24 protein-coding genes, 6 tRNA genes and 1 rRNA gene are annotated in these 24696 nt (G+C 49.8%); 1 reads left to right on the top strand and 30 read right to left on the bottom strand.

The features are described from left to right. Nucleotides 1-17: 17 nt before the first annotated feature. The 23 genes from MRBLPE1_RS23320 to MRBLPE1_RS23210 all read right to left on the bottom strand — a co-directional run bounded on the left by MRBLPE1_RS23320 (nucleotide 18) and on the right by MRBLPE1_RS23210 (nucleotide 22909). On the bottom strand, nucleotides 18-287 hold the full coding sequence (locus MRBLPE1_RS23320; RefSeq protein ID WP_028609180.1) for an HPr family phosphocarrier protein: 270 nt from the start codon (nucleotides 285-287) through the stop codon (nucleotides 18-20). A gap of 206 nt (nucleotides 288-493) precedes the next feature. Beyond that, the gene (whiA, locus tag MRBLPE1_RS23315; protein WP_364149845.1) at nucleotides 494-1423 is read right to left on the bottom strand and encodes a DNA-binding protein WhiA; all 930 of its coding nucleotides are present in this window, start codon (nucleotides 1421-1423) and stop codon (nucleotides 494-496) included. Between the two features lie 6 nt (nucleotides 1424-1429). Continuing rightward, entirely contained in the window at nucleotides 1430-2416 is a 987-nt protein-coding gene (locus MRBLPE1_RS23310) for a gluconeogenesis factor YvcK family protein (RefSeq protein ID WP_364149843.1), read from the bottom strand. A 12-nt stretch (nucleotides 2417-2428) separates the two neighbouring features. After that, the gene (gene rapZ, locus MRBLPE1_RS23305) at nucleotides 2429-3316 is read right to left on the bottom strand and encodes an RNase adapter RapZ (protein WP_364149842.1); all 888 of its coding nucleotides are present in this window, start codon (nucleotides 3314-3316) and stop codon (nucleotides 2429-2431) included. 182 nt (nucleotides 3317-3498) lie between these two features. Beyond that, nucleotides 3499-4449, bottom strand: coding sequence for an ROK family glucokinase (locus MRBLPE1_RS23300; RefSeq protein ID WP_364149840.1), 951 nt, complete (start codon nucleotides 4447-4449; stop codon nucleotides 3499-3501). Between the two features lie 185 nt (nucleotides 4450-4634). Further along, nucleotides 4635-5582, bottom strand: coding sequence for a thioredoxin-disulfide reductase (trxB, locus tag MRBLPE1_RS23295; RefSeq protein ID WP_364149838.1), 948 nt, complete (start codon nucleotides 5580-5582; stop codon nucleotides 4635-4637). Nucleotides 5583-5603: 21 nt separating this feature from the next. Then, nucleotides 5604-7355 carry a tetratricopeptide repeat protein gene (locus tag MRBLPE1_RS23290; RefSeq protein WP_364149836.1) on the bottom strand — a complete coding sequence of 584 codons (1752 nt, stop codon included), beginning with the start codon at nucleotides 7353-7355 and terminating at the stop codon, nucleotides 5604-5606. A 165-nt stretch (nucleotides 7356-7520) separates the two neighbouring features. Next, nucleotides 7521-8471, bottom strand: coding sequence for a ribose-phosphate diphosphokinase (locus tag MRBLPE1_RS23285; protein ID WP_308996234.1), 951 nt, complete (start codon nucleotides 8469-8471; stop codon nucleotides 7521-7523). A gap of 115 nt (nucleotides 8472-8586) precedes the next feature. Continuing rightward, on the bottom strand, nucleotides 8587-9393 hold the full coding sequence (gene hisJ, locus MRBLPE1_RS23280; protein WP_364149834.1) for a histidinol-phosphatase HisJ: 807 nt from the start codon (nucleotides 9391-9393) through the stop codon (nucleotides 8587-8589). 45 nt (nucleotides 9394-9438) lie between these two features. Further along, the gene (hisIE, locus tag MRBLPE1_RS23275) at nucleotides 9439-10131 is read right to left on the bottom strand and encodes a bifunctional phosphoribosyl-AMP cyclohydrolase/phosphoribosyl-ATP diphosphatase HisIE (protein ID WP_364149832.1); all 693 of its coding nucleotides are present in this window, start codon (nucleotides 10129-10131) and stop codon (nucleotides 9439-9441) included. After that, nucleotides 10128-10886 (bottom strand): imidazole glycerol phosphate synthase subunit HisF, encoded by a 759-nt coding sequence (hisF, locus tag MRBLPE1_RS23270; RefSeq protein WP_110774275.1) that lies wholly within the window; start codon nucleotides 10884-10886, stop codon nucleotides 10128-10130. The genes hisIE and hisF overlap by 4 nt, the downstream gene beginning before the upstream one ends. A gap of 159 nt (nucleotides 10887-11045) precedes the next feature. Beyond that, a complete protein-coding gene (gene hisH / locus MRBLPE1_RS23265; RefSeq protein ID WP_364149830.1) occupies nucleotides 11046-11663 on the bottom strand; it encodes an imidazole glycerol phosphate synthase subunit HisH in 618 nt (205 codons plus the stop codon). A 1-nt stretch (nucleotide 11664) separates the two neighbouring features. Further along, nucleotides 11665-12270 (bottom strand): imidazoleglycerol-phosphate dehydratase HisB, encoded by a 606-nt coding sequence (gene hisB, locus MRBLPE1_RS23260; protein WP_054025926.1) that lies wholly within the window; start codon nucleotides 12268-12270, stop codon nucleotides 11665-11667. 207 nt (nucleotides 12271-12477) lie between these two features. Beyond that, on the bottom strand, nucleotides 12478-13764 hold the full coding sequence (gene hisD / locus MRBLPE1_RS23255; RefSeq protein WP_364149828.1) for a histidinol dehydrogenase: 1287 nt from the start codon (nucleotides 13762-13764) through the stop codon (nucleotides 12478-12480). 186 nt (nucleotides 13765-13950) lie between these two features. Next, nucleotides 13951-14625 carry an ATP phosphoribosyltransferase gene (gene hisG / locus MRBLPE1_RS23250; protein ID WP_308996240.1) on the bottom strand — a complete coding sequence of 225 codons (675 nt, stop codon included), beginning with the start codon at nucleotides 14623-14625 and terminating at the stop codon, nucleotides 13951-13953. After that, nucleotides 14622-15851: an ATP phosphoribosyltransferase regulatory subunit gene (locus MRBLPE1_RS23245; protein ID WP_364149826.1), complete on the bottom strand. Its 1230-nt coding sequence runs from the start codon at nucleotides 15849-15851 to the stop codon at nucleotides 14622-14624. Before MRBLPE1_RS23245 ends, hisG begins: the two co-directional genes overlap by 4 nt. 193 nt (nucleotides 15852-16044) lie before the next feature. Next, entirely contained in the window at nucleotides 16045-16578 is a 534-nt protein-coding gene (locus tag MRBLPE1_RS23240; RefSeq protein WP_364149824.1) for an acyltransferase, read from the bottom strand. Next, complete coding sequence (gene ppaX / locus MRBLPE1_RS23235; protein WP_364149822.1) at nucleotides 16565-17236, bottom strand: pyrophosphatase PpaX; 672 nt, start codon at nucleotides 17234-17236, stop codon at nucleotides 16565-16567. The genes MRBLPE1_RS23240 and ppaX overlap by 14 nt, the downstream gene beginning before the upstream one ends. 22 nt (nucleotides 17237-17258) lie before the next feature. Next, a complete protein-coding gene (gene lgt, locus MRBLPE1_RS23230) occupies nucleotides 17259-18260 on the bottom strand; it encodes a prolipoprotein diacylglyceryl transferase (RefSeq protein WP_364149820.1) in 1002 nt (333 codons plus the stop codon). Nucleotides 18261-18281: 21 nt separating this feature from the next. Further along, complete coding sequence (hprK, locus tag MRBLPE1_RS23225; protein ID WP_364149819.1) at nucleotides 18282-19220, bottom strand: HPr(Ser) kinase/phosphatase; 939 nt, start codon at nucleotides 19218-19220, stop codon at nucleotides 18282-18284. Between the two features lie 215 nt (nucleotides 19221-19435). Continuing rightward, entirely contained in the window at nucleotides 19436-20557 is a 1122-nt protein-coding gene (locus tag MRBLPE1_RS23220) for an ABC transporter ATP-binding protein (RefSeq protein ID WP_364149817.1), read from the bottom strand. An 89-nt stretch (nucleotides 20558-20646) separates the two neighbouring features. Continuing rightward, complete coding sequence (locus tag MRBLPE1_RS23215) at nucleotides 20647-21789, bottom strand: PucR family transcriptional regulator (RefSeq protein WP_364149815.1); 1143 nt, start codon at nucleotides 21787-21789, stop codon at nucleotides 20647-20649. Between the two features lie 172 nt (nucleotides 21790-21961). Further along, entirely contained in the window at nucleotides 21962-22909 is a 948-nt protein-coding gene (locus MRBLPE1_RS23210; RefSeq protein ID WP_364149813.1) for a glycosyltransferase family 4 protein, read from the bottom strand. A gap of 189 nt (nucleotides 22910-23098) precedes the next feature. Between MRBLPE1_RS23210 and ssuE the strand changes: the two genes are divergently transcribed. Next, a complete protein-coding gene (gene ssuE, locus MRBLPE1_RS23205) occupies nucleotides 23099-23650 on the top strand; it encodes an NADPH-dependent FMN reductase (protein ID WP_364149812.1) in 552 nt (183 codons plus the stop codon). A 137-nt stretch (nucleotides 23651-23787) separates the two neighbouring features. Here the strand turns inward: ssuE and MRBLPE1_RS23200 are convergent. From MRBLPE1_RS23200 to MRBLPE1_RS23170, 7 genes are all read right to left on the bottom strand, one after another. Next, nucleotides 23788-23863: transfer RNA gene (locus MRBLPE1_RS23200), tRNA-Lys, on the bottom strand. A 17-nt stretch (nucleotides 23864-23880) separates the two neighbouring features. Further along, nucleotides 23881-23965 (bottom strand) — tRNA-Tyr (locus MRBLPE1_RS23195). 38 nt (nucleotides 23966-24003) lie between these two features. Next, nucleotides 24004-24079, bottom strand: a tRNA-Phe gene (locus MRBLPE1_RS23190). A gap of 16 nt (nucleotides 24080-24095) precedes the next feature. Continuing rightward, nucleotides 24096-24172, bottom strand: a tRNA-Asp gene (locus MRBLPE1_RS23185). 35 nt (nucleotides 24173-24207) lie between these two features. Continuing rightward, a tRNA-Val gene (locus tag MRBLPE1_RS23180) sits at nucleotides 24208-24283 on the bottom strand. A gap of 22 nt (nucleotides 24284-24305) precedes the next feature. Beyond that, nucleotides 24306-24382: transfer RNA gene (locus MRBLPE1_RS23175), tRNA-Met, on the bottom strand. Between the two features lie 190 nt (nucleotides 24383-24572). Continuing rightward, a 23S ribosomal RNA gene (locus MRBLPE1_RS23170) occupies nucleotides 24573-24696 on the bottom strand; the annotation flags it as partial.

Raw genomic sequence — 24696 nt, 5'->3', positions numbered from 1 at the left:
TATTTAATTTTGATGAATTATTGGTTTTCCAGCTCTTCTTTGCTTACCAAAGCGACTAAAGCGTTTACAGCCTGTTCTGCATCCGAACCCTCAGCACTTATGGATACTTCAGTGCCCGAGCTGATTGCCAAGCTCATAATCCCCATTATGGATTTAGCATTCACTTTTTTGTCGTCTTTCTCTACAAATACTTCGGAGGAAAATTTGTTCGCTTCTTGTACGAATAATGCTGCTGGTCTTGCATGTAGTCCTGTCTTAAGACGAACAACAACCGGAAGCCTTGTCATGGAAACCATACCCCCTATATTTTACTTAAGCATTAGCATGCGGCACAAGCTTATACGGCTCTATCGCCGTCTACTGGCTGCAAAAGCTCTTTTCCCGGTCAAAGACAAAAATGCAATTGCTTGTTCGCTTTGCATTCTTATCTTCATAAATAAAGCCATTTTGAATTATTATATCATTATACCAGCTGATACACTAGGATGAAAGTTCATACCCCACGGATTTTTTCCGCAAGTTCGTCAATTTTGCGCAAACGATGGTTTACGCCTGACTTGCTGACCTTTCCTCCGAGCATTTCGCCGACTTCTGTCAGATTCATATCCGGATGCTGGAGCCTAATTTCAGCTACTTCCTTCAGCTTCTCAGGCAAGCTCTCCAGACCCACTTCTCGCTGCAGCAGCTTGATATTCTCAATCTGCCGGACTGCCGCTCCGATTGTTTTATTCAGATTCGCCGTTTCGCAGTTCACGATCCGGTTGACTGAATTGCGCATGTCGCGCATGATTCGAACATCTTCAAACTTGAATAAGGCTTGATGCGCGCCAATAATATTGAGGAACTCGATAATTTTCTCGCCCTCTTTGATATAGAAGATAAAACCCTTTTTCCGTTCAATGCATCTAGCGTTTAGATCAAATTTGTTCGCAAGGTCAACCAAAGCCTCGCAGTGCTCTTGGTACATCGAGGAAATCTCCAAATGATACGAAGATCCCTCCGGATTGTTGACCGAGCCTCCCGCGAGAAACGCCCCACGCAAATACGAACGCTTGCAGCAGGGCTTGCGAATCATTTCCTTGTCAATGCCAAGGTTGAACATAAAACCTTCGGATACAATCTTGAGCTCACTCAGTATCTCCTGCACCCCTGCCGGGATACGGACGATATAGACATTATTTTTCTTAAGCCTCATCTTCTTGCGGACGAGCAGCTCCACGTGTATTTCATAATGTTTTTTGAGCAGGGAGTAAATTCTTCTGGCAATCGCGGCATTTTCCGTTGAGATGTCCAAAACGACTTTGCGGCTCGATACGCTAACCGAACCATTCATCCGTATAAGCGCGGATAATTCCGCTCTCTCACAACAGTTGTCCGCCTCGATTAGTGTCAGCTCTTTCTTTGTTTGCGCCGCAAATGACATTGTGTATCACCTCTTTCGTAACATCCAGTTCTCGACCAGTTTATAAATATGATGGCTTAAGCGTTCGGCGTCATGCCTCAGAAAAGTACGGAATAAAACAAGCCGGTCCGCAATGACCTCATAGCCCTTTTGCGTTACCGCATCCAAATCCAAATGAACGGCTTTCGCACCCATCTCCGCATACTTGCTCTCGATTTGGGGCGGAATCTCGCCGTCGTTCACAATTACGTAATCAAACAAATGATGGCCGATATGCGCATGAATGGCATCCAAATGATCCCCTACCGAATAATTATCGGTTTCGCCTGGCTGCGTCATAACATTACAGACAAAAAGTTTTACCGCCTCGGATTCCACGATGGCGTTCGCCAGCTTCGGAACGAGCAAATTCGGAATAATACTGGTATACAAGCTGCCAGGCCCAATTAAGATTGCGTCGGCCTGCTCGATGGCTTCTACAGCCTCTTGCAGCGGTTCCACATTCAGCGGTTCCAAAAACACACGCTTAATTACCTTGCCGGCCTTCGGAATCATGGATTCGCCGGTAACAATCGTTCCATCGGCCATTTCAGCCTTTAGCACAATCGCTTTGCCCGCTGCGGGAAGCACCCGCCCCCGAACGGCGAGAACGCGGCTTAGCTCGCGGATACCCGTAACAAAGTCGCCGGATATATCCGTCATGGCCGCCAGCATAAGATTACCAAGACTATGTCCGGCTAAACCCGGCACGGTTTTGAAACGGTACTGCAATACCTCTGTCAAAAGCGGCTCCGCATCGGCAAGCGCCATAAGCACGTTGCGAATATCGCCTGGAGGAGGAATTTGAAGCTCATTGCGTAAAATGCCGGAACTGCCTCCATCGTCGGCAACCGTAACAATAGCCGTAATATCGAGCGGCTTCTCTTTAAGCCCTCGCAGCATGACAGAGAGACCTGTACCGCCGCCAATGACAACGATCTTCGGTCTTCTTAGTATCTTATGCCTACTTTGCATTCTCTCACCCCGTCAATGCTTGTCACGTTCGGCATCGCGATGGCTGACACGCACACGTTCCGTATCGCTGCTGCCGAGCATGCGTCCCAAATATTCAGCTATGGCAACGGAACGATGCTTCCCGCCGGTGCAGCCAATACCGATAACTACCTGGCTTTTCCCTTCCTTGCGATAGAGCGGAATAAGGAATTGCAGCATGTCTAACAGCTTTGTCAGGAACTGCTGTGTTTCAGGCCACTTCATTACATATTCGTATACTTCGGGAGTTTGGCCGGTATTTGGGCGAAGATGCTCGATATAATGCGGGTTAGGCAAGAAACGAACGTCGTAAATCAAATCCGCATCGATGGGAATCCCATATTTAAATCCGAACGAGGTCACGTTAATCGATAGATTATTTTGCTCGAGATTCGTAAAATGTGAAATAATCCGTTCCTTCAAATGAGCCGGCTTCAAGATGCTCGTATCGATAACCTGAGAGGCCCAGCCTTTCAAATCTTCAAGCAGGCGGCGTTCATTCTTGATACCCTCGAGCGGCATTCCTTCCGGAGCAAGGGGATGGCGGCGGCGGCTCTCCTTATAACGCTGTACAAGCACGCCGTCCGTAGCATCCAAAAATAAGATTTCGCAGCTTATCGTATAATGCTCCTTGATATAAGCCAGCGATTCCGAGAGCGCCGTAAAAAATTCTCTTCCGCGCAAATCAATAACCAGCGCCACATTGCCGATTTTGCCGTTCGATTGTTCGATCAGCTCCGCAAATTTAGGGATTAGAACGGGCGGTAAATTATCGACGCAGAAGAAACCGAGGTCCTCCAGGCTTTGGACAGCAATGGTTTTGCCCGCGCCAGACATCCCGGTTATAATGACAAGCTTCGCTACTGTTGCTGCCGTTTCCATGATCAAACCTCCTAAAGACTTTGCGTTAGCAAAGTCACTTCGTAAGGATATGCTTAGACTTTGCGTTAGCAAAGTCACTTCGTAAGGATATGCTTAGACTTTGCGTTAGCAAAGTCACTTCGTAAGGATATGCTTAGACTTTGCGTTAGCAAAGTCTCTTCGTTAATAATTTTCGAATAAAATTAACCTCTTAGAATAAGTCCAGCCGCACCGACTACGCCCGCATTGTTGCCAAGCGTTGCTGCCACGATTTTTACATTTTCCTTCGCTTGCTCCTGCGTGTATTTCTCAAATACTTCGCGAATTTGGTCGAATAAGAAATCTCCCGCTTTCGATACGCCGCCGCCGATGATAAAATATTGCGGATTCAAGATGATCGCAATCATCGCCATGGATTTACCCAAATAATAAGCGGCACGGTTCACGATACGGGTCGCTACTTCATCGCCCGCTTTCGCTGCATCAAGAACATCCTTCGCCATAATGTCTTCTACCATCGAGAGCGAAGTGCGGTCACCGCGTTCCACCGCATCCTTAGCCATGCGAATAATGCCGGTCGCCGAAGATACCGTTTCCAAGCAGCCCATTTTGCCGCATCCGCATTGGATCGCTTCAAGATCAGGCACAATCGCCATATGGCCCAGCTCGCCCGCCATGCCCATATAGCCCTCAACGATTTTACCCTCTATGATAATGCCGCCGCCTACGCCGGTTCCGAGCGTATAGCATACGCAGTGCGCGATGCCTTTGCCTGCTCCGCCCCAAGCTTCGCCTAGTGCCGCCACATTTGCGTCATTGTTAACTTTAACGGTCTTGTTCAGTTCTTGCTCCAAATAACCTTTCAGATTAACGTTCTCAATCTTCAGGTTCGGCGCAAATTTTACGATTCCGTTCGGAATATCCAGGAAGCCTGCAATACCAACGCCTACCCCGTCAACCTGCTCCCAATCATAATCCGATTCGGCTACGATTTGCTTTGAATATTTTGCAATATTTTGAAGGATAGTGTCCGTTCCTTTACTCGCTTCCGTCGGCCCCTCATACGTCCGGAGCAATTGTCCATCCGCATTGCAAATGCCTACTTTAATAGCAGTTCCGCCGACATCGACTCCAACGTAAATCTTTTCAGACATCACTAGTCCACCTCATCAATATGTTAATCTTCTCTGTAACACTATAAGCGACCTTTATCCTCTGGTCAAGATAGCTGAATACTGGTAAATGTGCCGATTCCGGCTATCGAAAAGGCTATACCGTCAAGCATATCGCTCTGCTGGTATAGCCCCTTTCTCTATCTTATGATGCTCCTCGCCAAGTATTAAAGCGATTTGCTCCAATCATGCGTCACTGCGCCTTCCAGGAATCTTTCGCAATCCAGCGCTGCCATGCATCCGCTGCCCGCTGCCGTAATCGCCTGGCGGTATTTGCTGTCCTGCACATCGCCGCAAGCGAATACTCCCGGTACGTTTGTTTCGGTTGTGCCCGGCTTCACGAGAATATAACCGTGATCGTCCGTATCGATTTGGCCGGCAAGGAATTTCGTGTTCGGCGTATGGCCGATTGCGATAAAGATACCGTCTGTCTCGATAACATCTTCTTCGCCCGTTGCGTTGTCGCGGACTTTAAGGCCCGTAACACCCATGCCGGTAGCAACCACTTCAACCGGTGTACGGTTTAGGCTCCAGCTAATTTTCTCGTTTTCGCGTGCACGGTCCTGCATAATCTTGGAAGCGCGCAGCTCGTCACGGCGATTAACCAGCTCAACGTTGGTTGCGAAGCGCGTAAGAAAGCTTGCTTCCTCCATAGCCGAGTCGCCGCCGCCGACAACGATGATTTTCTTGCCGCGGAAGAAGAATCCGTCGCATGTTGCGCAAGTGCTTACGCCTTTTCCGACGTTTTCTTTCTCGCCCGGAATGCCCAGGTATCTAGCCGATGCACCCGTAGAGATGATAATGCTCTCGCCAACCAATTCTCCGTGGCCTTCTACTTGAAGCTTGAAAGGACGTTCCGACATGTCCACGCTGTTTACCCAACCGGTAATAAACTTAGCGCCAAAGCGCTCCGCTTGCTTACGCATGTTTTCCATAAGCTCAGGGCCCATGATGCCTTCTGGGAAACCAGGAAAGTTCTCGACTTCCGTCGTTGTCGTCAATTGTCCGCCCGGCTCGGGGCCTTCAATAATCAACGGATTCATGTTGGCGCGTGCCAAGTAAATTGCTGCTGTAAGTCCGGCAGGGCCGGTACCTATAATAATGGATTTGTACATCGACATTCACCTCGTAAAAGTTTATTCGTCCTGCAATTCCTGTTTGAAAAAGACGGAGCTCATCGACTTCATCTTGTCTTTGATGCCGCAAACCTCGTCAATGAACTTAACGTTCTTGCTTACAGTAGCAATCGAAGTCCCGTACCGTACCGAAACCTCATGGTACGAAATGGATCGCCGATGCATCTTAGCTGTCAAATATTCTAACGCAGCTGCCCAGCCCTCGGGCTTTGCCAGCTTCGGAACGTCCGGGTAAATGCGTGACAAGAACTCTACCCATAAGGTCATCAAATCATGCTGCTGGACCAAATCGTATTGCTTGCTCATGCGTCCAAGCGCCGATTCGACAACAGCCTGCCATTTATCCTCCCAGACCGGAAGCCTAGAAGGTACGCGATTCGGTTCAATGACCGTTTCTTTCCCTTCAAGCACGATATGCAGCGGCTCTTGGACACCCATCGTACGAAGCACGAAGATCGCAATCCTCTTTAAATAATCATCCTCATCGCGCTCCATCAAAAATGATTGCAGCACGTCCTTTACCTCGCTGTCGGCAATCATGCCTAACGCCTGAATGACCTGCAGCTTCGTGTGCTGGTCGCCATGGCGCAGCGCCCAGAAAAAGGAGGAACGAACAAGCGGGTCGCGCTTGAGATGATCGGGAATGCCGTCCGAGGACTTTTCCCATAGCTTGAACTGCTCTTCAAACGGCAGATGGTAATGATAGCTGATGGATGCCGTCTGCTCCCCGCTGCGTACAAGCTCAAGCTGCTCCATATAATAATGAGGAATGCCCGATTTCGGATCCAGCTTTATCGTCTGCTTCCACAGCCGCTCCGCTTCTTGCAAGCGTCCGATATTACATGCCGCAACAGCCGCATAATGGTACAAACTAGGGTCCTGCGTCAGCTCGGAATCTTTGAGAAGACGGATGAAATGCTTGTATGCAGCCCCATGCTCTCCTAAGATGCCCATAGTGGTTGCCAGTTTAAACACATGCTCCTGGTGGAACGGCACCGTCTTCGCAAGCAGCTCCACAAGGGGCCGCAGGCTTTGCTCGTCATTCTTGTGCTGATAGAAAATAGCAAGGTTGCAAAGCGCATGCAGGTTGCCCGCTTCAAGCTCCAGCACTTCATGAATCGTATCCATCGCCTTATCGAACATACCCATATAATAATAGGCCAAGGCCAAATTATTGCGCGCAGCAAGGAAATCAGGCTGGCTTTCAATAATTTTCTCTAAAATGCGCACAGCCTCCGTGAATTTGCCTTCTTCCAGCAAGGTGCGAGCCAAATCATGCTCGACCATGCCCTCGCGCGATTTAATATTCGTCAGACGCGTAGGCCGTTCAAGCTCGTAATGCAGAAGATCCATCATATCCTCCGCTTCATCGAGAAACTGTCCTTCCGAGTCCTCTTCTAAATATCGAATAAGCGAGCTCTCGGCCGCTTCATATTGCTCCATATTGGCAAAATTGTTCGCCATATAGAAATGGCATTCCGTCATCGTCGGATCAAGCTCATCCACAATCCAGCCCAAAATCCGGTTCGACTCCTCATAATTGCCCATTTCAGAAAGAATGCCGGCCATATTGCAATGGTTTACCGGATTTTCCGGTTCGTATTCCACGGCGCGACGAAAATATTTAAGTGCCTTGTCATAATGGAATCGATCTAGTGACCGAACCGCACGTTCGAAAAAAAACGTCGCGTCCCATTGAACCGGTATGACTTTCGTCTGTTGATCTACGGCAACACGTTTCTTCTCCTTCACTGGCAAGGCACCTCCCGTTACTTCCGATTTTCTACGATTATACCATAGCCATACACGTGAGAACATGAAAGAATATGTGGCAAAATCGCGGACAGCAATTACGCCGCCCGCGATTTCCCGCGTCATTGCTATTCAATTCATGTGCTCAGCATTCAGAATGAGCGCTTATACGCCATTGCTTTTGAACAAGGTACTGATGGAGCCGCCCTCCAAAATGATGCGCGTTGCTTCTGCAAGCAGAGGGGCAACGGAAAGCACTTTGAAGCGTTCCGGCGTTGATTCCGGCAAACTGATCGAGTCTGTAACGATAACTTCTTTAATATTGGGATGATCCAAACGCTCAATGGCCGAGCCGGAGAATAACGGGTGCGTTGCGCATACGTATACATCTTCAGCGCCGCGCTCCTTCAAGCCCTCCACAACGTTTACAATCGTAGAGCCCGTGTCGATCAGATCCTCGATAATGATTGGCGTCTGACCTTCGACATCCCCGATAACGTGTGTAATAACCGATTCATTGTGCGCAGGGCGTTTCTTAATCATAATCGCAAACGATGTATCCAAGTAGTTCGCAAGCTTCTCGGCAGTTGAGGCACGTCCTGCATCCGGCGAAACGACAACCGGGTTCTTGATGTTTTTCGACTTCAAGTAATCGCTAATAAGATCAAGCGCAGTCATATGATCGACCGGAATATTGAAGAAGCCTTGAATAGCTGGAGCATGGAGGTCGATTGTGATTACGCGGTTCGCTCCAACAGTCGTGAGCACATCCGCCAGCATTTTCGCTGAGATCGGCTCCCGCGGTGCTGCTTTGCGTTCCTGACGCGCATAACCGTAATACGGCATGATGATGTTGACCGTTCTCGCGGACGCACGCTTCGCCGCATCAATCATAACAAGCAATTCGACAAAATGCTCGTTGATCGGATGCGAGAATGATTGTACGAGGAAAACGTCGCAATTCCGAATCGTTTCCTCATAGTGCACGTAAATCTCACCGCTTTTGAAACGGGACATCTTGATCGCGCCTAGCGTCAGACCAAGCTCTGCACTGATTTTCTGAGCCAATACCGGATTAGACGAACCCGAAAAAATACGCACCTTGTCGCTTAACATGATACCCTCCTGAGCGTTAAAACCAATTAATTTTACGGAACTAGTACTCGTCCTTGTCGGATCATTCGACAAAGCTTGTTTGATCTTCTATATTATACATGGAATTTACGATATTTCAAAAATCAATCATCACTAATTTTCGACAATTAAATGTCGCAAGCTGCGTAAATCCCGCTTCCTTGAGTGCGGCGTAGGCTTGATCCAAGTATTGACCTAGTCTTTCCGGCTGGTGAGCGTCCGATCCAACCGTCAGCGGAATGCCTAAATCCCTTGCGTATTCCAGCATTCTGCGGCTGGGAAACATCTCGGCGGCAGGCGTGCGGAGTCCGGAGGCGTTGAGCTCAATGGCGAGGCCGTGACGCTTCACCGCTTCAAGAGCAGCGTTCTCCAAATGAGTGACATCGCCTTCCGGCTGAAAGCCAAAACGCTTGATCACGTCAATATGGCCGATATAGTCATAAAAGCCGGTTGCCGCCGCTTTGCCGATGGCTTCGTAATATTGTTCGTAAACCGCCATGCGGTCGCGGCCTTCCCAGCCTGCCGTTTGGCGGAAATCCGTAATATCCCATTCCCCTAGGAAATGAACGGAACCGATCACGTAGTCCCATGGATAAGCTTTCACGATGGCTTCGATTTGTTCTTCGCAGCCCTCGATGTAATCGCCCTCCAATCCTACGCGAATGTCGATCTGTCCCTTATACTTTTCCTTGAGCTCGAGGCATTCCTCCACATAACGGGGAAGCTCATCCATGGGCATCGCCATCTCCGGGTAATAAGAGGCGGGATCCACATGCAGCAGAGGCATATGATCGGAAAGGCCGAGCTGCACGAGTCCGATCTCAATTCCCTTCCGTACGTATTCCTCCAGCTCGCCGACTGCATGACCGCAGCGAGCATGATGGGTATGGTAATCGATAAACATGTGCGTACCGGCCTTTCTATAATGAATTTTGAAACAAGCGTCTGCCTATCTCATTTTGTTGGTGGTTGGTTTTCCATGGCGGCTGTTGATTTCGCTGATCACGTCGTCCAGCGGAAGCCCTCTCTCGCGCAGCAGCACCATCAGGTGGAAAATCAAATCGCCGGTTTCGCTCCGAAGCTCGTCGTTATCTTTGTTTTTAGCCGCAATGATAACCTCGGACGCTTCTTCGCCAACCTTTTTCAAAATTTTGTCCACGCCTTTGTCGAATAGATACGACGTATAAGACCCCTCAGGGCGCTCAGCGTAGCGTTCAGCGATAATGCTCTCCAACTGCCCAAGCGTTGCGAAGCGATCAGCAGAGGATGGCGCAGCCTGTGAGGATGCGTTTTCGTTTCCGCTCACTTCAACCGCATTGAAGAAGCAGCTGTAACGGCCCGTATGGCAGGCCGGTCCCTTTTGATCCACCTTAACGAGCAGCGTGTCGCCGTCGCAATCATACGCCAATGAAACGATGCGCTGCGTATGGCCGCTTGTCGCGCCTTTGTTCCACAGCTCGTTCCGCGAGCGGCTCCAGAACCAGGTTACGCCCGACTCCACCGAAAGCTGCAGCGATTCCTTATTCATATAAGCCATCATTAGCACTTCTTTGCTTTGCGCATCCTGCACGACGGCAGGAACGAGCCCCGCTTCGTCCCATTTGATTTTCGAGATAAGACCGCTCTGGTTATTTTCCGTCATCGTACCTCTACTCCCTTCAACCGCAAATCGTCTTTCACTTCCCGGATCGTCATTTCTTTATAGTGGAAAATAGTCGCAGCCAGCGCCGCATCCGCATGGGCCTGCTGAAACACATCGTTAAAATGTTCGATTCTGCCCGCTCCGCCTGAAGCGATAACCGGGATGCCCAGCGAGTCGGAAACGGCCTGTGTAAGCTTAATGTCGAAGCCGTCCTTCGTACCGTCCGCATCCATGCTCGTCAGCAAAATTTCGCCGGCGCCGAGACGTTCCACTTCGCGTGCCCACTCCAACGCCTTAATGCCCGTCGTCTTGCGGCCGCCATGCGTATAGACCTCCCACTCGCCCCACTCTGCATTGAACTTGGCATCTATGGCCACTACGATGCACTGCGAGCCGAACTTGCGTGAGCCTTCCTGCACAAGCGCAGGATTCAATACAGCCGCCGTATTGATGCCGATTTTGTCCGCACCGGCGCGGAGCAGCCGCTTCATGTCATCCACATGGGAAATGCCGCCGCCTACCGTAAACGGAATCGTAATTTCTCCAGCCGTCCGCTTCACGACCTCTATCATCGTCGCGCGCCCCTCGACCGAAGCCGATATGTCCAGAAACACCAGCTCATCCGCGCCTTCCTGGTCATAGGTAGCCGCTAGTTCGACGGGGTCTCCCGCATCGCGCAGGTTAACGAAGTTCACGCCTTTCACAACGCGGCCGTCCTTTACGTCCAGGCATGGAATGATACGTTTTGCCAGCATGTTTCCCTCTCCTTTATGCCCGTTAGCCGAGCTCGATCTGTAAGTCTGCTATATTAGCGTAAACGGCTGACGCCGTCTTTAGCGGCAGAAGCTCGTTTTGCGGTCAAATATAAGCATCGTATAAGGCTAAAATTTATACTTTCTTATATTTTATAAATGCTAAGCTTGTTTGTTTTCGGTAAGCGCAAGGAAGCTGCCCAGCAGCTGCATGCCGAGCTCTCCGCTTTTTTCCGGATGGAACTGCATGCCGAACACGTTGTCGCGACCGACGATCGCCGTCACCTGCTGGTAATAGTCGGTCGTCGCAAGCAGGTCGGATGCCTGCTCCGGCTTCGCATGGAAGGAGTGCACGAAATACACATGCCCCTCGGTCAGGCCGCTGAACAGCGGCGACTGCTCCTGCAGGAACGATAGCTTATTCCAGCCCATGTGCGGAATTTTGTAATCGCCTGAGAAACGGGCCACTTTTCCCGGAAGCAGGTTCAGGCCCTCGTTGGTGCCGTACTCCTCGCTTTCCGTGAACAGCAGCTGCATGCCTAGGCAAATGCCCAGCATCGGCTTGCCGGAGGACGCATAGGCTTTGGTTACCTCATCCAGCTTTGTCTCGCGCAGGTTTTGCATCGCATCGCCAAAAGCGCCAACGCCGGGCAGGATCGCTCCAGCCGCGGCAGCAATCGTCTGCGGGTCATCGGTAATGACCGCCTCGTAGCCAAGCCGCTCAACCGCTTTGCTTACGCTGTGAAGGTTGCCCATGCCGTAATCGATGATAGCGATCATGCTACAGCACTCCTTTCGTCGAAGGCACTCCTTGTACGCGAGGATCAATGCTCGTTGCTTCGTCCAGCGCACGTCCAAGCGCCTTGAACACCGCTTCAATCATGTGATGCGTGTTTTTGCCGTAGTGTACGATGACGTGAAGCGTGATACGCGACTCCAGCGCCAGCTTCCACAGAAACTCGTGAACAAGCTCCGTCGAGAAGCTGCCTACTTGCGCGGAAGGATATTCAGCGCGGTATTCGAAATGCGGACGGTTGCTGACATCGATGATAACCTGCGCGAGCGCCTCATCCATCGGTACGAATACGCTGGCATAACGTTTGATGCCGCGTTTGTCGCCAAGCGCTTCGCGGAGGGTTTGACCGATGCAAATGCCGATATCCTCTACCGTGTGGTGATCGTCAATGTCGATATCGCCGCGCGCTTCCAGCTCCAGGTTGAACTGGCCGTGCTTCGTAAACAAATCAAGCATATGGTTAAGGAAAGGCACATCCGTATCAATTTTCGTTTCGCCTGTTCCGTCTACTGCAAATGTAAGTTTAATGTCCGTTTCATTCGTCTTGCGTGCCACCGATGCTTCACGTACCCGATTTTCCGACACTTTCATTCCTTCTTCCTATTGTAGTATATCGTTCATGGCAAGACCTCGAGTGGTTTTGCCGGGCTAATCTAACCCGTTACTCCGGTTGGCCTCATTCTTGTGAATTATGTCACCGCTGTAATGCCCACCAGCTAATCGAAGCTAAGAAAGGCTGCAGCGGAAATAGGTCATCATAGGTCATTTAGGCTGGCGCCTTTCAGCACCCTTCCTTCATTAACCGCGTTCCTTCTCCAGGCGAATCTCGATTGCGCGGGCATGCCCTTCCAGTCCTTCGTGGCGGGCAAGCGTCATGATTTTTTCGCCATTGGCAAGCAGCGCTTCTTTGCTGTAGTAAATCAAGCTCGACTTCTTCAAGAAATCGTCGACGTTAACCGGCGATGAGAACCGGGCCGTGCCGTTTGTCGGGATGATGTGATTCGGTCCCGCAAAATAATCCCCAACCGGCTCCGAGCTGTAAGGCCCGAGGAAAATCGCGCCGGCATTTTGGATATAACCGAGCAGGCGCATCGGATCGACCGTCAGCACCTCCAGGTGCTCAGGCGCAAGCTGATTGACGACGTCGATTCCCGCTTCAATCGTATCGACGAGCAATACGGCGCCGTAGCTGTCGATAGAGCTGCGGGCGATGTCCTGGCGCGGCAGCGTCGACAACTGCCGCTCTACTTCCGCTGCAACAGCTTCCGCAAGCTGCTGCGACGGCGTAACCAAGATCGCCGAAGCCATCTCGTCATGCTCTGCCTGCGACAACAGATCCGCGGCGATGTACGCGGCATCGGCCGAATCGTCGGCAAGCACGACGATTTCACTTGGTCCGGCGATACTGTCGATATCGACGGCACCGAATACGGCGCGCTTCGCCAGCGCCACGTAAATATTGCCCGGTCCGCAAATCTTATCGACCGGAGCAATGCTGGCCGTGCCGTACGCAAGCGCGGCAATGGCCTGAGCCCCGCCGACCCGGTACATCTCCTTGACGCCCGCTTCCGCGGCGGCAACGAGAATATACGGGTCGATGCCCGCAGTGCCGCCGGTTGCAGGCGGCGTCACCATGACAATCTCCGGCACGCCGGCTACCTGCGCCGGAATGACATTCATCAGCACGGACGACGGATAAGCCGCCTTGCCTCCGGGCACGTATACGCCGACCCGCTTCAGCGGCCGCATAATTTGCCCGAGCAGCGTTCCGTCCTGCTGCAGATCCATCCACGAGGTCCGCATTTGCTTCTCGTGGAATACACGGACATTCACGGCCGCTTCGCGAATCGCCGTGAGAAAATCGGCGTCGACCAGCTCATACGCCGCCTGAATCTCCTCCTGCGTCACGCGCAGCGATGCCGCATCCAGCTTAACCCGGTCATGCTGCTCCGTATACCTCAGCAGCGCCGCATCCCCCTCGGCCTTTACGTCCGCGACGATCCTTAAGGCCGACTCGTTTTGCTCCGGTGTTCCATACTCCACCTCGCGCTTCAATCCAAACTGCTCCGCTCGCATAATCCGCATATTATCCGCTCCTTCCAATGACTCTCCATGCTTTATCATTCTAATTATCCTTTTAGGTACCGATACTTTGCTTAAGTGCGCTATCCAGCATGCATTTCCCGTGCTGCTTAGCTATCTGCAAAATACAGCACGCAATATCCGCATCCTATGCCTTAGCACCTTTGCTTTCTGCTTTAGCGTTCTGCTTTAGCGCTTGGAATCACCGTTAACCGCCTCTAAATTCCGTTTAGCCAGCGTCTCCTGCAATCGGTCGCATAGGCCTTGGATCACGTCGTTTTTCATCCGGTAGCTTACCCGGTTCGCAATCAAGCGGCTCGTTATGCCGAAGATCGACTCCATCTCGACAAGCCCGTTCTCGCGCAGCGTTTGGCCCGTTTCCACCATATCGACGATTCGGTCCGCAAGTCCGATCATTGGCGCAAGCTCAATCGAGCCGTTAAGCTTAATGACCTCTACCTGCTGGCCTAGTTCACGGAAATACGCGGAAGCTACATTCGGGTACTTGGTCGCTACCCGAGGATTCATTGTCGGTTTCCAATCCGGCATGCCGATAACCGACATCCGGCATTTTGCGATGCCAAGGTCCAGCAGCTCGTAAACGTCCTTATTTTCCTCCATCAGCACGTCTTTGCCGACAATACCGATATCAGCCACGCCGTATTCCACATAGGTAGGAACGTCTACGGGCTTCGCCATAATGAACTCCATTCCGACCTCAGGCAGCTCGATGATCAGCTTGCGCGTATCATCAAAATCACTCGGGATCGGCAGTCCTGCCTCGCGGAACAGCTTCGACGCCACCTTGTAGATGCGGCCCTTCGGCATCGCCACTTTCAAAATATCCTTTGTTTGTCCGCTCATGTGGCGCTGCCTCCTTTGATTCCATTGCCGTTAAACGACTGCAAAGCCGTGTACGATATACCTTTATACGTGAAAGGTTCCTCACCCTTATTTTTCACGGCATCCAACAGGCTACTGCCGTCATCCAAACGCTCCGTTACAACGCTAATGCCCTGCGCACGCAGCTCCTGTGCTTTGACAAGCGCCTCGCCGCGTCCCTGCGTATCATAAACGATCAGCGTCCGCTCGGTTTCGCTCTCGCCCTTATCGCCCAATAGCTCCAAAATACGCGTTGTCTTAAGCGCAAAGCCCGTTGCCGGCGCCGGTCTGCCGAACTGTGCCAGCAAATTGTCATAACGTCCGCCGCTTACAACCGGGAATCCAAGATCCGCTGCATATCCTTCAAAGGTCATGCCGGTATAATAAGAAAAATCGCCGATCATCGTCAGGTCAATAAGCACATGCTCGCAAACGCCGTACGCCTTCAGCACATCCCAAATCTCGCATAAATGGCGAATCGACTTCCGGGCTTGATCATCCACGCTCAGCTGCAGCGCTTGATCGCAAATTTCTTGGCCCCCGCGCAAGCGCAAAACGCCTTCAAGCTCGTTCTTTACGGATTCATCCAGCGAAAGCATGCGCAGCTGCTCGCGGTAGCCTACGAAATCGCGGCCCAGCAGGCAGCTCTTCAGCTGCTCTTGCGCATCCTTACGGCCTGGCAGCGATTCCTCCATCAACCCGTTAAGGAAGCCGACATGCCCAATCGCAATTTTAAAGCGCTCGACGCCGGCTGCCTTAAGCGATGCGATCGCAAGCGCAACAACCTCCGCGTCGGCTTCTGCCGACGAGTCTCCAACAAGCTCCACGCCCGTTTGGAAAAATTCAGCCTCGCGGCCTGCTTCCTCCTCAATGGCCCGGAACACATTGGAATGGTAGGACAAGCGCTGCGGGAAATCCGCTTGCTTCAATAAGGATGAAACCACGCGCGCGATTGGCGCCGTCATATCCGAACGGAGAACAAGCGTCGTTCCGCGGTTGTTTAGAAGCTTAAACAGCTTTTGGTCCGAGGTCGAACTCGCTACGCCCACTGTATCGTAGTATTCCATTGTCGGTGTAATAATTTGCTCATAGCCCCAGCCCTGCATGCAGGCCAGAACCTGGCGTTCAATATGACGCAGCTTCGCAACCGCGCCAGGCAGATAATCTTTAACGCCTATCGGCTTCTCGAATACTTTTGGTTTAGACATATAATTTCACCTTCGTTTACTTTAGTGGTTTAAAGCGATACCATGTTACCATGCTAACAAAATAAAGAGTTTAGTCGTAATATTAGCATGAAAAGCTTATTTTCGTCAAGCTGGCTGCCGACCTCCGTTGCCCAAAAAGAAAGCCCCGGCCGGCTGCGAAACGAATCGCGCGGACGAAGCATTTGAAAGTCCATTAGTTTAAAATATTGCGCACACTCTCGTCATGCTCATTTGGCATAACCATCTCGCTGCGTCTGATTTCCCGCATCGGATTGCCGCCTACAAACGCATAAGCGGGGACATCCTTATGGATAACCGAGCCCGCCGCCACGATCGCATGATCGCCGATCGTTACGCCCGGCAATATGGTCGTATTCGCGCCAATCATGACATGAGAGCCAATGATGACGTTGCCGAGTCGGTATTCCTTGATTAAATATTCATGGGTCAGAATCGTTGTATTATATCCAATAATCGTATTATTGCCAACTGATATGCGCTCTGGAAAGAAGACATCGACCATCACCATAAGCGCAAATGCGGTATGCTCTCCGACCCTCATGCCGAGCAATCGGCGGTAAATCCAATTTTTTAGCGGAAGGACCGGGCAGTAACGCGCAAGCTGGATAAAGATGAAATTACGGACGGACTTGAATCGGCTTACCGTAGAATACACCTGCCAAAGCGCGTTTGGTCCTTCCACTGGATATCGTTCAACTTTGCGCAAGCGTCTCCCGCTCCAATCCTACAAACGTATAAAGATCACGCATGTCATGGATAACATGATGAGCTCCCGCCTCCATCAGCCTTTGCTCGCCCTTAAGTGACCAAGCTACGCCTACGGCTATGGCGCCTGCAGCAATCGCGGATTCAATATCCACTACGCTGTCGCCTACCATCATCGTCGTTGCCGGATCTGCGCCGAGCAGGCCGATGGCTTTGCTCACGGGTTCCGCATGCGGTTTAGGATTAACAACATCATCAATCGTTACAATGGCATCGACATAGTCGAACAATCCCACGTATTTCAAGCCGCGTTCCGTGGTCAAACGCATTTTGGTCGTCACGATTCCGATTTGGATGCCTTGTTCATGCAGTCTTGCAATGACTTCATTCACATAATCGAATGATTTCACATAATTATCATGCAGCCGTAAATTAACTTCGCGATAGGCTGCCACAAGATCGGTGACATCCTCTAGTCCTGAGAACCGCTTCATCTGATCCGTTAAAGGCTCTCCCATACTCGGAATAATGTGTTCTCTTCCGAAGCCTTCGGGTGCTACGCCCTGCAAAGATTCGATAAACGAGCGGATAATAAGCTCATTGGTGTCGAGAATTGTGCCGTCCAAATCGAACAGCATTGTTTTGATCGTATCCGTCATTGGTAAACCTCCCTAGATTGCGCTAACGCTTGCTAACTTCGTCTTCTTTACTGGAGCCTGCATTGTGGACTGCATTAACGGATGCTGCATCGCTGCCGCCATTACGCTCCGGCTTGGTTGTCGTAATGGGATCAAGATAGCGCGCAGTTGCGAGGCCGGTCTTGCGGCGTACGATAATAAGCGCGATTGCTCCGATAATGAAGAGCAAAGCCAATACTTGAGAAATCCTGATGTTGCCGTAAGCCGGGTCCAAATAACCTTGTTTAAACAAGACCTCCATCGGCGTCCATAGACCATTAATGAAAGAAGCCAGCCAAGATGGCCCTCTAAAGGCCAAGCTGTCGGTACGCAGCGCTTCAATGAAGAAGCGGCCGATCGAATACCAGATAAAATAGCTCGCCATCAGCTCGCCTGCACGCAGAAACTTTTGACGGCGCAGGATGAGCAGAATGATAATGCCAACTAAGCTCCAGACCGATTCATATAAAAACGCAGGGTGGCGATATGCGCCTTGAACCAACATCTGATCCACGATAAAAGATGGCAAGTGCAGCGTATTGCGCAGGAAGGACTCCGAAACCTCTCCGCCGTAAGCCTCTTGGTTCATGAAGTTGCCCCAACGTCCGATCATTTGGCCCGCGAGCAGTCCGGGTACGCAAATATCCACTAGACGCCAAAAGCTATAGCCCTTATAGCGGAAATAAAAGAACCCGCAAATAAATGCCCCAATAATCGCGCCATAAATGGCGATTCCGCCGTTCCAAATCTTGAACACATCAACAAAATTACCTTTGTAATCTTCCCATTTGAAAGCTACATAATAAATTCGTGCGCAAATAATTGCGGAAGGAACGCCGATCAGGAGCAAGTCCATAAAGAAATCCGGCTTAATGCCGAACCGCTTTCCTTCCTGCACGCAAAACAGCAGACCTACTAATGCTGCCGCTCCCAAAATAATGCCATACCAATGCACTTCGATTGCACCTAACGAGAAGGCAATTGGATTGAGTATCAATGTCTTCATTCTTTTATATCCCCTTTAGGTTCAATCGTATTCATCCATATCGTCGGCAATCGTTTCCGTCAGCTTATTCGTGAATTGCAGCGCCGCATTGTAGCCCATCCGTTTCAAACGAAAATTCATCGCTGCTACCTCGATAATAACGGCCAAGTTCCGTCCTGGACGTACGGGTACGGTAACGAGCGTAACGTCTGTCTCGATAATACGCGTCGTTTCCTCATCCAGCCCAAGGCGGTCATATTGTTTATCCTGCTGCCAATTTTCAAGCTTAATGACGAGGCCGATACGCTTTTGCGTACGTACTGCCCCTGCCCCGAACAGCGTCATGACATTAATGATTCCTAGTCCCCTAATTTCGAGCAGGTGGCGGATAAGCTCAGGCGCGCTGCCGTGCAGCTGCGCATCCGAGGTTTGCATAATTTCTACCGCGTCATCGGCAACAAGCCTATGCCCGCGTTTGACAAGCTCTAATGCCGTCTCGCTTTTACCAATGCCGCTTCCACCGGTAATGAGCATCCCTACGCCATATACGTCTACTAGAACGCCATGAATCGTTGCAGTGGGAGCGAGCTTCCGCTCTAGGAAATCAGTTATACGGCTCGACAAAATCGTCGTAGCAATATTGCTCCGCAGCAATGGGATCTGCATCTCGTTACATTGCTCGACAAGCTCTTGAGGCGCTTCCAACCCCCGTGTCAAAATAATGCATGGCGTATCCTCGTTGCAGAGACGAACCATGCGATCCTTTCGTTCTTCACTGCCTAGCATATTCAAGAACGAGATTTCCGTTCGGCCAAGCAGTTGTACCCGCTCGCTTGGATGGTAGTGGAAATAACCTGCCATTTCAAGACCCGGACGATACAAGTCATCTACCGTAATCGCACGCTTCATTCCGTCCTCGCCAGCTATAATTTCGAGCTGAAATTGTTTGACGAGCTCAGATACTTTCACTTTCTTCGGCATCGTAGGGCCTCCCTCATATGGCAACTGCTTTGGTGTATGTAAGTTTTTTTCTAATGTCTTCATCGTAAAGGAAAAAGGCGCCAAACGCAACGTTTGCTCCGCTGCCAAGCGCCTTTCTTTCGCTTCAAGATTTGAGATACCAGCAATAGGCTTTCGATCATTTCACAAAAAAAGAACGGCCGGATAATCCGGCCGTTCTTTCTCCATACTATTTATTAAGCTTCGAAAATGTTAAGTTCTGTCGCTTTGTCGAACAAGTGTACTTTGTTCATATCAAGCGCAAGCTTAACGCTTGTGCCATCACGTAGACCGGAGCGGCCATCAACACGAGCGATAACTGTGTCAGTGCCGATACCGTTCAGGTACAAGTACATTTCGTGACCAAGGTTCTCAGCAACCTCTACATTTGCGTTCACGATTGTTTGCGGTGAAGCTTCCAAGAATACAGGCTCTTCGTGAAGATCCTCTGGACGAATGCCTAGAATCACTTCTTTGCCGATGTAACCTTTCGAGCGAAGAATTGCAGCTTTGCCTTCAGGAACAACTACATCAACGCCGCTTGCTTTGAAACGAAGCGCGCCGCCTTGTTCTGTAAGGGATCCGCTGATGAAGTTCATCGATGGAGCACCGATAAAACCAGCAACGAAGATGTTTACAGGGTGGTTGTAGAGCTCTTCAGGAGAAGCTGTTTGTTGAATGAAACCGTCTTTCATAACAACGATACGGTCACCCATTGTCATTGCTTCGATTTGGTCATGCGTTACGTAGATCGTTGTTGTTTCAAGACGTTTTGTAAGCTTGCTGATTTCAGCACGCATTTGTCCACGAAGTTTCGCGTCCAAGTTGGAAAGCGGCTCATCCATCAAGAATACTTGCGGCTCACGAACGATTGCGCGCCCTAGAGCGACACGTTGACGTTGACCACCGGAAAGTGCTTTTGGTTTACGGTCAAGCAAATGCTCGATATCAAGAATTTTAGCAGCTTCACGAACGCGTTTGTCGATGTCTGCTTTTTTGAATTTACGAAGTTTAAGGCCGAAAGCCATGTTTTGGTAAACGTTCATGTGCGGGTACAACGCGTAGGATTGGAATACCATCGCGATATCGCGGTCTTTAGGAGCAACATCGTTCACAAGGCGGTCGCCGATGAACAATTTGCCTTCGGAAATTTCTTCAAGGCCTGCAATCATACGAAGAGTTGTCGATTTACCGCAACCGGACGGTCCGACCAATACGAGAAACTCTTTGTCCTTAATATCTAAGTTAACGTCAGTAACCGATGCTTTGTCAGTACCCGGGTATTTTTTGTAAATGCCTTCTAAACGTACGCCTGCCATGATAATTTTCCCCCTAGAAAGAAATTTCGATATGCCTATATCTTATCCCACGCAAGAGCTTGTGACTATGCACATACTTTACAAAAAAACTAATTTCTTTTCGTAACTTTGTACAATAGTAATATAATTTTGACTAGAACAGCATCTCTAAACTGACGAACATCAAGCCCAGTCTCTTGTTTAAGCTTATCCAAGCGATATAATAACGTATTGCGATGTATATATAATTTCTTTGCGGTCTCGCTTACATTGCAGTCCAGTGTAAAAAATGTATCCAGCGTGCTTAGCATTTCCGATTCCACGAACAGATCCGCTCTTTTTAAGGACTGCTCTAAATATTTGGCGCGCTGTGCCTCCGGAATCGAATTAAGCAGCCGTTCGAGCTGAAGCATCCATGGCAGATGTATGTTTGTGCCTACATGGAATTTACGTCCAAGATTAATGGTTTCCCTCAGCAGCATGGTTGTTTCGATCATTCCCTTGGCCGGCGATGTCGGGTGCGCCACCGCTAAGTGGCACTCGCCTATCCATTCGCTTGCCAGCATCTCATGCAGTCCGAGACCGATCGAAGCAAGACTTTCCTCAAGCGACTCCTCTTCCTGTTCGTCAAAGGCATCCGAATCCTCATCCCTTAACAAGGAGATAGAGCCCCATATGAGCCATTCCTGGCTTTTCAAAGGTATAAGCAAAATATCATCGGACATAAATGAGCGAAGCAGCTTTTCCAGCCCCGAATAGGTAGCTTGCTGGGTACCCTGCTGTTCCGTTACGAGCAAAAAAGGAATCATTTCATTGAATAAACGGCTGCCGACCGTAAGATGGTCCGGTAATGAATAAGCAGGCTCGTCTGATTCCAGCTGTTTCTGGATCCAATCTCCCAGCTTAAGGGCTTGTCTCTCCGTTTCAGAGAGCGCCGCGCTTTTTTTCTCGGCAAGCGTTCCCCGGTTAAGCCGCAGCGTCCAACTAATCAGCTCTTTTTCAGTGGCTTGAAGAGAGGACCCCTCGAGCTCCAGCAGGTCTACTTCATAATCGCTGGACGAAATGACAATCCACGTTTTACTTGCTTTTTCTACACGTTGTCCTTCTATGGGAGAAGATACCGTGTTATCGCCTAACCACACCTCATCGGCATTGCTTATTAAATCGTTCCACTCCGCTATTGATTTCGATACAGCATGCACCGGACAGTTCAAAATGTGCTCCAGCGGCTTCAACCAGTCTGTCGTGCTCATTTCTCTATCTCCAATCTCCGTAAGCGTAGCGGCTGTGCACGGACCACATACTAAATCCGCGCAATTGACAATTAGCAGCTTCATATAAGCGGATTAATGATTAAAAAGCATATACCCTATCGGTATAGAATATCGCTTTTTTCCGTCATTGTACCATATGAGCCTTGTTAATTCAGCTTATAGCTAATAAAAGAATGATCGACAGCAGCGCAAACAGCGCGGCAATCAGATATAGAAACGAGACCGTTTGCACCTGGCTAAGACCCCATTTCATCAAAAGATGATGCGTATGCAGCTTGTCCGCGCGATGTAAACCCTTGCCGCTTATCAGCCTTCGCAGCATAACGTAAACAGTATCAAATATTGGCAATCCGAGCGCAAGAAGCGGAACAAGCAAAGTGATGAACGTCGCTCTTTTGAACGTCCCGTCAACCGCAATGACCGCTAGTGTATAACCCAAAAAAGTCGCACCTGCATCCCCCATAAATATCCGGGCAGGATAAAAATTGTGCACCAAAAAACCAAAGCATGCGCCTGCAACGATTATGGCAAGAATGGCGGTACTCGGCTGCCCTTTGATTAAGGCCACGGTCAAAAGCGTAAGCGCGGATAACGTGCATACGCCCGAAGCCAGTCCGTCAACGCCGTCTATAAAATTGATCATATTGATCAAGGCAAATACCCAGAGCATTGTCGTGAGCCAGGAGAGCCAGTCCGGAAACGATAAAAACAAGCTGGTAAACGGATTCGCGATACCCGCAATTTTGATGTGAAAAAAAGTCGGTATCGATGCCGCACCCATATAAAGAATCACGCGCGGCCACACCGGAAAGTCTTTCCCCTTTGCTTTAAAAGCATCATCTAGGAGTCCGACGACAACGAGCAGGGATCCTCCGGAAACAATGGTCCAGGTCAGCGGAGTGAAGCCTATAAAAATAAACATAGCAATTACGCAGCCAACAAAAATAGCCGCTCCCCCCATTAGAGGAATCGGCTTATTATGTATCTTCCTTTGATTTGGACGATCTACAAAGCCAAGACGCAGCGCAAAGACCCGTAGCGGAGGTACGCTTGCAAATACAATCGCAAAGCTAATCAAAGCCGCCAGTCCATATACCATTGCAACTACCCCTTTTTCTGTTTAATTACCTTGTGTATACATTGTTCCCTTATATCGATAAAATACAAGAAACAAATCATACCTATTTGACCGAAATCAGCATTCATGGTAATATTTATCCATAGTTTACTTATCGGATTAATGTATTATTTGCTCTCACCATTATGTAGTCGAAAGAGGAGTGCGCTCATGCCGAATATCGTTATTATTTCCGGAAGCCCAAATGCTTCATCACGTTTAAACGGGATCACGCAGTATGTTGAACAGCAGCTTATTGAGAAAAATATTGCCGTAGATCTTATTACGGTCGTATCCTTGCCCGCTGAAGATCTTATTCATGCAAAGTTTGGCAGTCCCGCAATAGTAGAGGCCAACAAATTAGTTGAGAATGCCGATGCTGTCATCATTGCCAGCCCTGTTTACAAAGCTTCCTTTACCGGCGTTCTGAAAACGTTCTTGGATCTGCTCCCGCAAAAAGGGCTAGACGGTAAAATAATTGCCCCATTGTTTATAGGCGGTACCATCGCGCATCTTCTCTCTATTGACTATTCCCTTAAGCCGGTACTCGCATCCATGGGCGCCAAAATATATGTAAGCGGCGTTTATGCGGTCGATTCCCAAATTAATCGTACCCAAGAGCCGAATGAAGAACCTGTCTTTGAAATTAATGAAGAACTTACGCTTCGATTAAACGAAACGGTAAATGAACTCGCGCGCGAGCTTACTCTCCGCAGTAAATAGCTTTGATAATTAAAAAAAGGTGCATGCTTGAGACATTATCTGTCCCTAATCGCATGCACCTTTTATTTTGTGTTCGATAAAGTCAAAAAAAACCGTGAATCCTAGGATCCCGGTTACGATGTCATTGTTAGAAAAAATGGTGAGTCATGTAGGATTCGAACCTACGACACCCTGATTAAAAGTCAGGTGCTCTACCAACTGAGCTAATGACTCATGATGTGTAAAAAAACTGGTGGAGGATGATGGATTCGAACCACCGAACTCAGAGAGAGCAGATTTACAGTCTGCCGTGTTTAGCCACTTCACTAATCCTCCATGCTATTACCTATTTTCCGTATTAACGAAAAATAAAGTGGTGGCTCGGGACGGAATCGAACCGCCGACACGAGGATTTTCAGTCCTCTGCTCTACCGACTGAGCTACCGAGCCTTACTTTAAAGAAAAATGGCGGAGCTGACGGGATTCGAACCCGCGGTCTCCTGCGTGACAGGCAGGCATGTTGGGCCACTACACCACAGCTCCAAGTGGATCCGGTCATCAAACCGAATAAGTAAATATGGTGGAGGATGACGGGATCGAACCGCCGACCCTCTGCTTGTAAGGCAGATGCTCTCCCAGCTGAGCTAATCCTCCAGATGTTACGTTAAAAAGGTAATGGTAGCGGCGAAGGGGATCGAACCCCCGACCTCACGGGTATGAACCGTACGCTCTAGCCAGCTGAGCTACACCGCCACGCTTGTCCCCCGAATAATTGTCGTTTGCAGCGTTCGGGGACGCGTGCAAAGTCAGAACATTACGCCCTGAAAACTGGATACGAAAGTTTAGGTTTGCTGAAACCTTTTTAGCTGCTGTCTGCCGGATGTATGGGTCCGGGGCAAACTTAAGCGTATGCTTACGATGTAAGTTTGCTTCTCAAACGTTTTAGGATAAGCCCTCGACCGATTAGTATTCGTCAGCTGCACACATTGCTGTGCTTCCACCCCGAACCTATCAACCTCGTCGTCTTCAAGGGGTCTTACATACTGGGAAATCTCATCTTGAGGGGG

It is taken from the genome of Paenibacillus sp. LPE1-1-1.1 (assembly GCF_040676435.1).
Lineage (GTDB): Bacteria > Bacillota > Bacilli > Paenibacillales > Paenibacillaceae > Pristimantibacillus.
This window is presented reverse-complemented; position numbering and strand designations above follow the sequence as displayed.

What these genes read in the sequence shown, in the direction of transcription:
- hisJ (WP_364149834.1), bottom strand. Translation starts at nt 9,393, where the DNA reads ATGTTTATCGATTACCATACCCATCATGCTCGCTGCGGTCATGCAGTC.
- hisG (WP_308996240.1), bottom strand. Translation starts at nt 14,625, where the DNA reads ATGAGCGGACAAACAAAGGATATTTTGAAAGTGGCGATGCCGAAGGGC.
- hisF (WP_110774275.1), bottom strand. Translation starts at nt 10,886, where the DNA reads ATGCTGGCAAAACGTATCATTCCATGCCTGGACGTAAAGGACGGCCGC.
- ssuE (WP_364149812.1), top strand. Translation starts at nt 23,099, where the DNA reads ATGCCGAATATCGTTATTATTTCCGGAAGCCCAAATGCTTCATCACGT.
- hisB (WP_054025926.1), bottom strand. Translation starts at nt 12,270, where the DNA reads ATGAAAGTGTCGGAAAATCGGGTACGTGAAGCATCGGTGGCACGCAAG.
- MRBLPE1_RS23220 (WP_364149817.1), bottom strand. Translation starts at nt 20,557, where the DNA reads ATGGCAGGCGTACGTTTAGAAGGCATTTACAAAAAATACCCGGGTACT.
- hisD (WP_364149828.1), bottom strand. Translation starts at nt 13,764, where the DNA reads ATGCGGATTATGCGAGCGGAGCAGTTTGGATTGAAGCGCGAGGTGGAG.
- MRBLPE1_RS23210 (WP_364149813.1), bottom strand. Translation starts at nt 22,909, where the DNA reads ATGGTATATGGACTGGCGGCTTTGATTAGCTTTGCGATTGTATTTGCA.
- whiA (WP_364149845.1), bottom strand. Translation starts at nt 1,423, where the DNA reads ATGTCATTTGCGGCGCAAACAAAGAAAGAGCTGACACTAATCGAGGCG.
- hisH (WP_364149830.1), bottom strand. Translation starts at nt 11,663, where the DNA reads ATGATCGCTATCATCGATTACGGCATGGGCAACCTTCACAGCGTAAGC.
- hisIE (WP_364149832.1), bottom strand. Translation starts at nt 10,131, where the DNA reads ATGACGGAAAATAACCAGAGCGGTCTTATCTCGAAAATCAAATGGGAC.
- MRBLPE1_RS23285 (WP_308996234.1), bottom strand. Translation starts at nt 8,471, where the DNA reads ATGTTAAGCGACAAGGTGCGTATTTTTTCGGGTTCGTCTAATCCGGTA.
- MRBLPE1_RS23245 (WP_364149826.1), bottom strand. Translation starts at nt 15,851, where the DNA reads ATGTCTAAACCAAAAGTATTCGAGAAGCCGATAGGCGTTAAAGATTAT.
- lgt (WP_364149820.1), bottom strand. Translation starts at nt 18,260, where the DNA reads ATGAAGACATTGATACTCAATCCAATTGCCTTCTCGTTAGGTGCAATC.
- hprK (WP_364149819.1), bottom strand. Translation starts at nt 19,220, where the DNA reads ATGCCGAAGAAAGTGAAAGTATCTGAGCTCGTCAAACAATTTCAGCTC.
- rapZ (WP_364149842.1), bottom strand. Translation starts at nt 3,316, where the DNA reads ATGGAAACGGCAGCAACAGTAGCGAAGCTTGTCATTATAACCGGGATG.
- MRBLPE1_RS23320 (WP_028609180.1), bottom strand. Translation starts at nt 287, where the DNA reads ATGACAAGGCTTCCGGTTGTTGTTCGTCTTAAGACAGGACTACATGCA.
- trxB (WP_364149838.1), bottom strand. Translation starts at nt 5,582, where the DNA reads ATGTACAAATCCATTATTATAGGTACCGGCCCTGCCGGACTTACAGCA.
- MRBLPE1_RS23215 (WP_364149815.1), bottom strand. Translation starts at nt 21,789, where the DNA reads ATGAGCACGACAGACTGGTTGAAGCCGCTGGAGCACATTTTGAACTGT.
- ppaX (WP_364149822.1), bottom strand. Translation starts at nt 17,236, where the DNA reads ATGACGGATACGATCAAAACAATGCTGTTCGATTTGGACGGCACAATT.
- MRBLPE1_RS23310 (WP_364149843.1), bottom strand. Translation starts at nt 2,416, where the DNA reads ATGCAAAGTAGGCATAAGATACTAAGAAGACCGAAGATCGTTGTCATT.
- MRBLPE1_RS23300 (WP_364149840.1), bottom strand. Translation starts at nt 4,449, where the DNA reads ATGTCTGAAAAGATTTACGTTGGAGTCGATGTCGGCGGAACTGCTATT.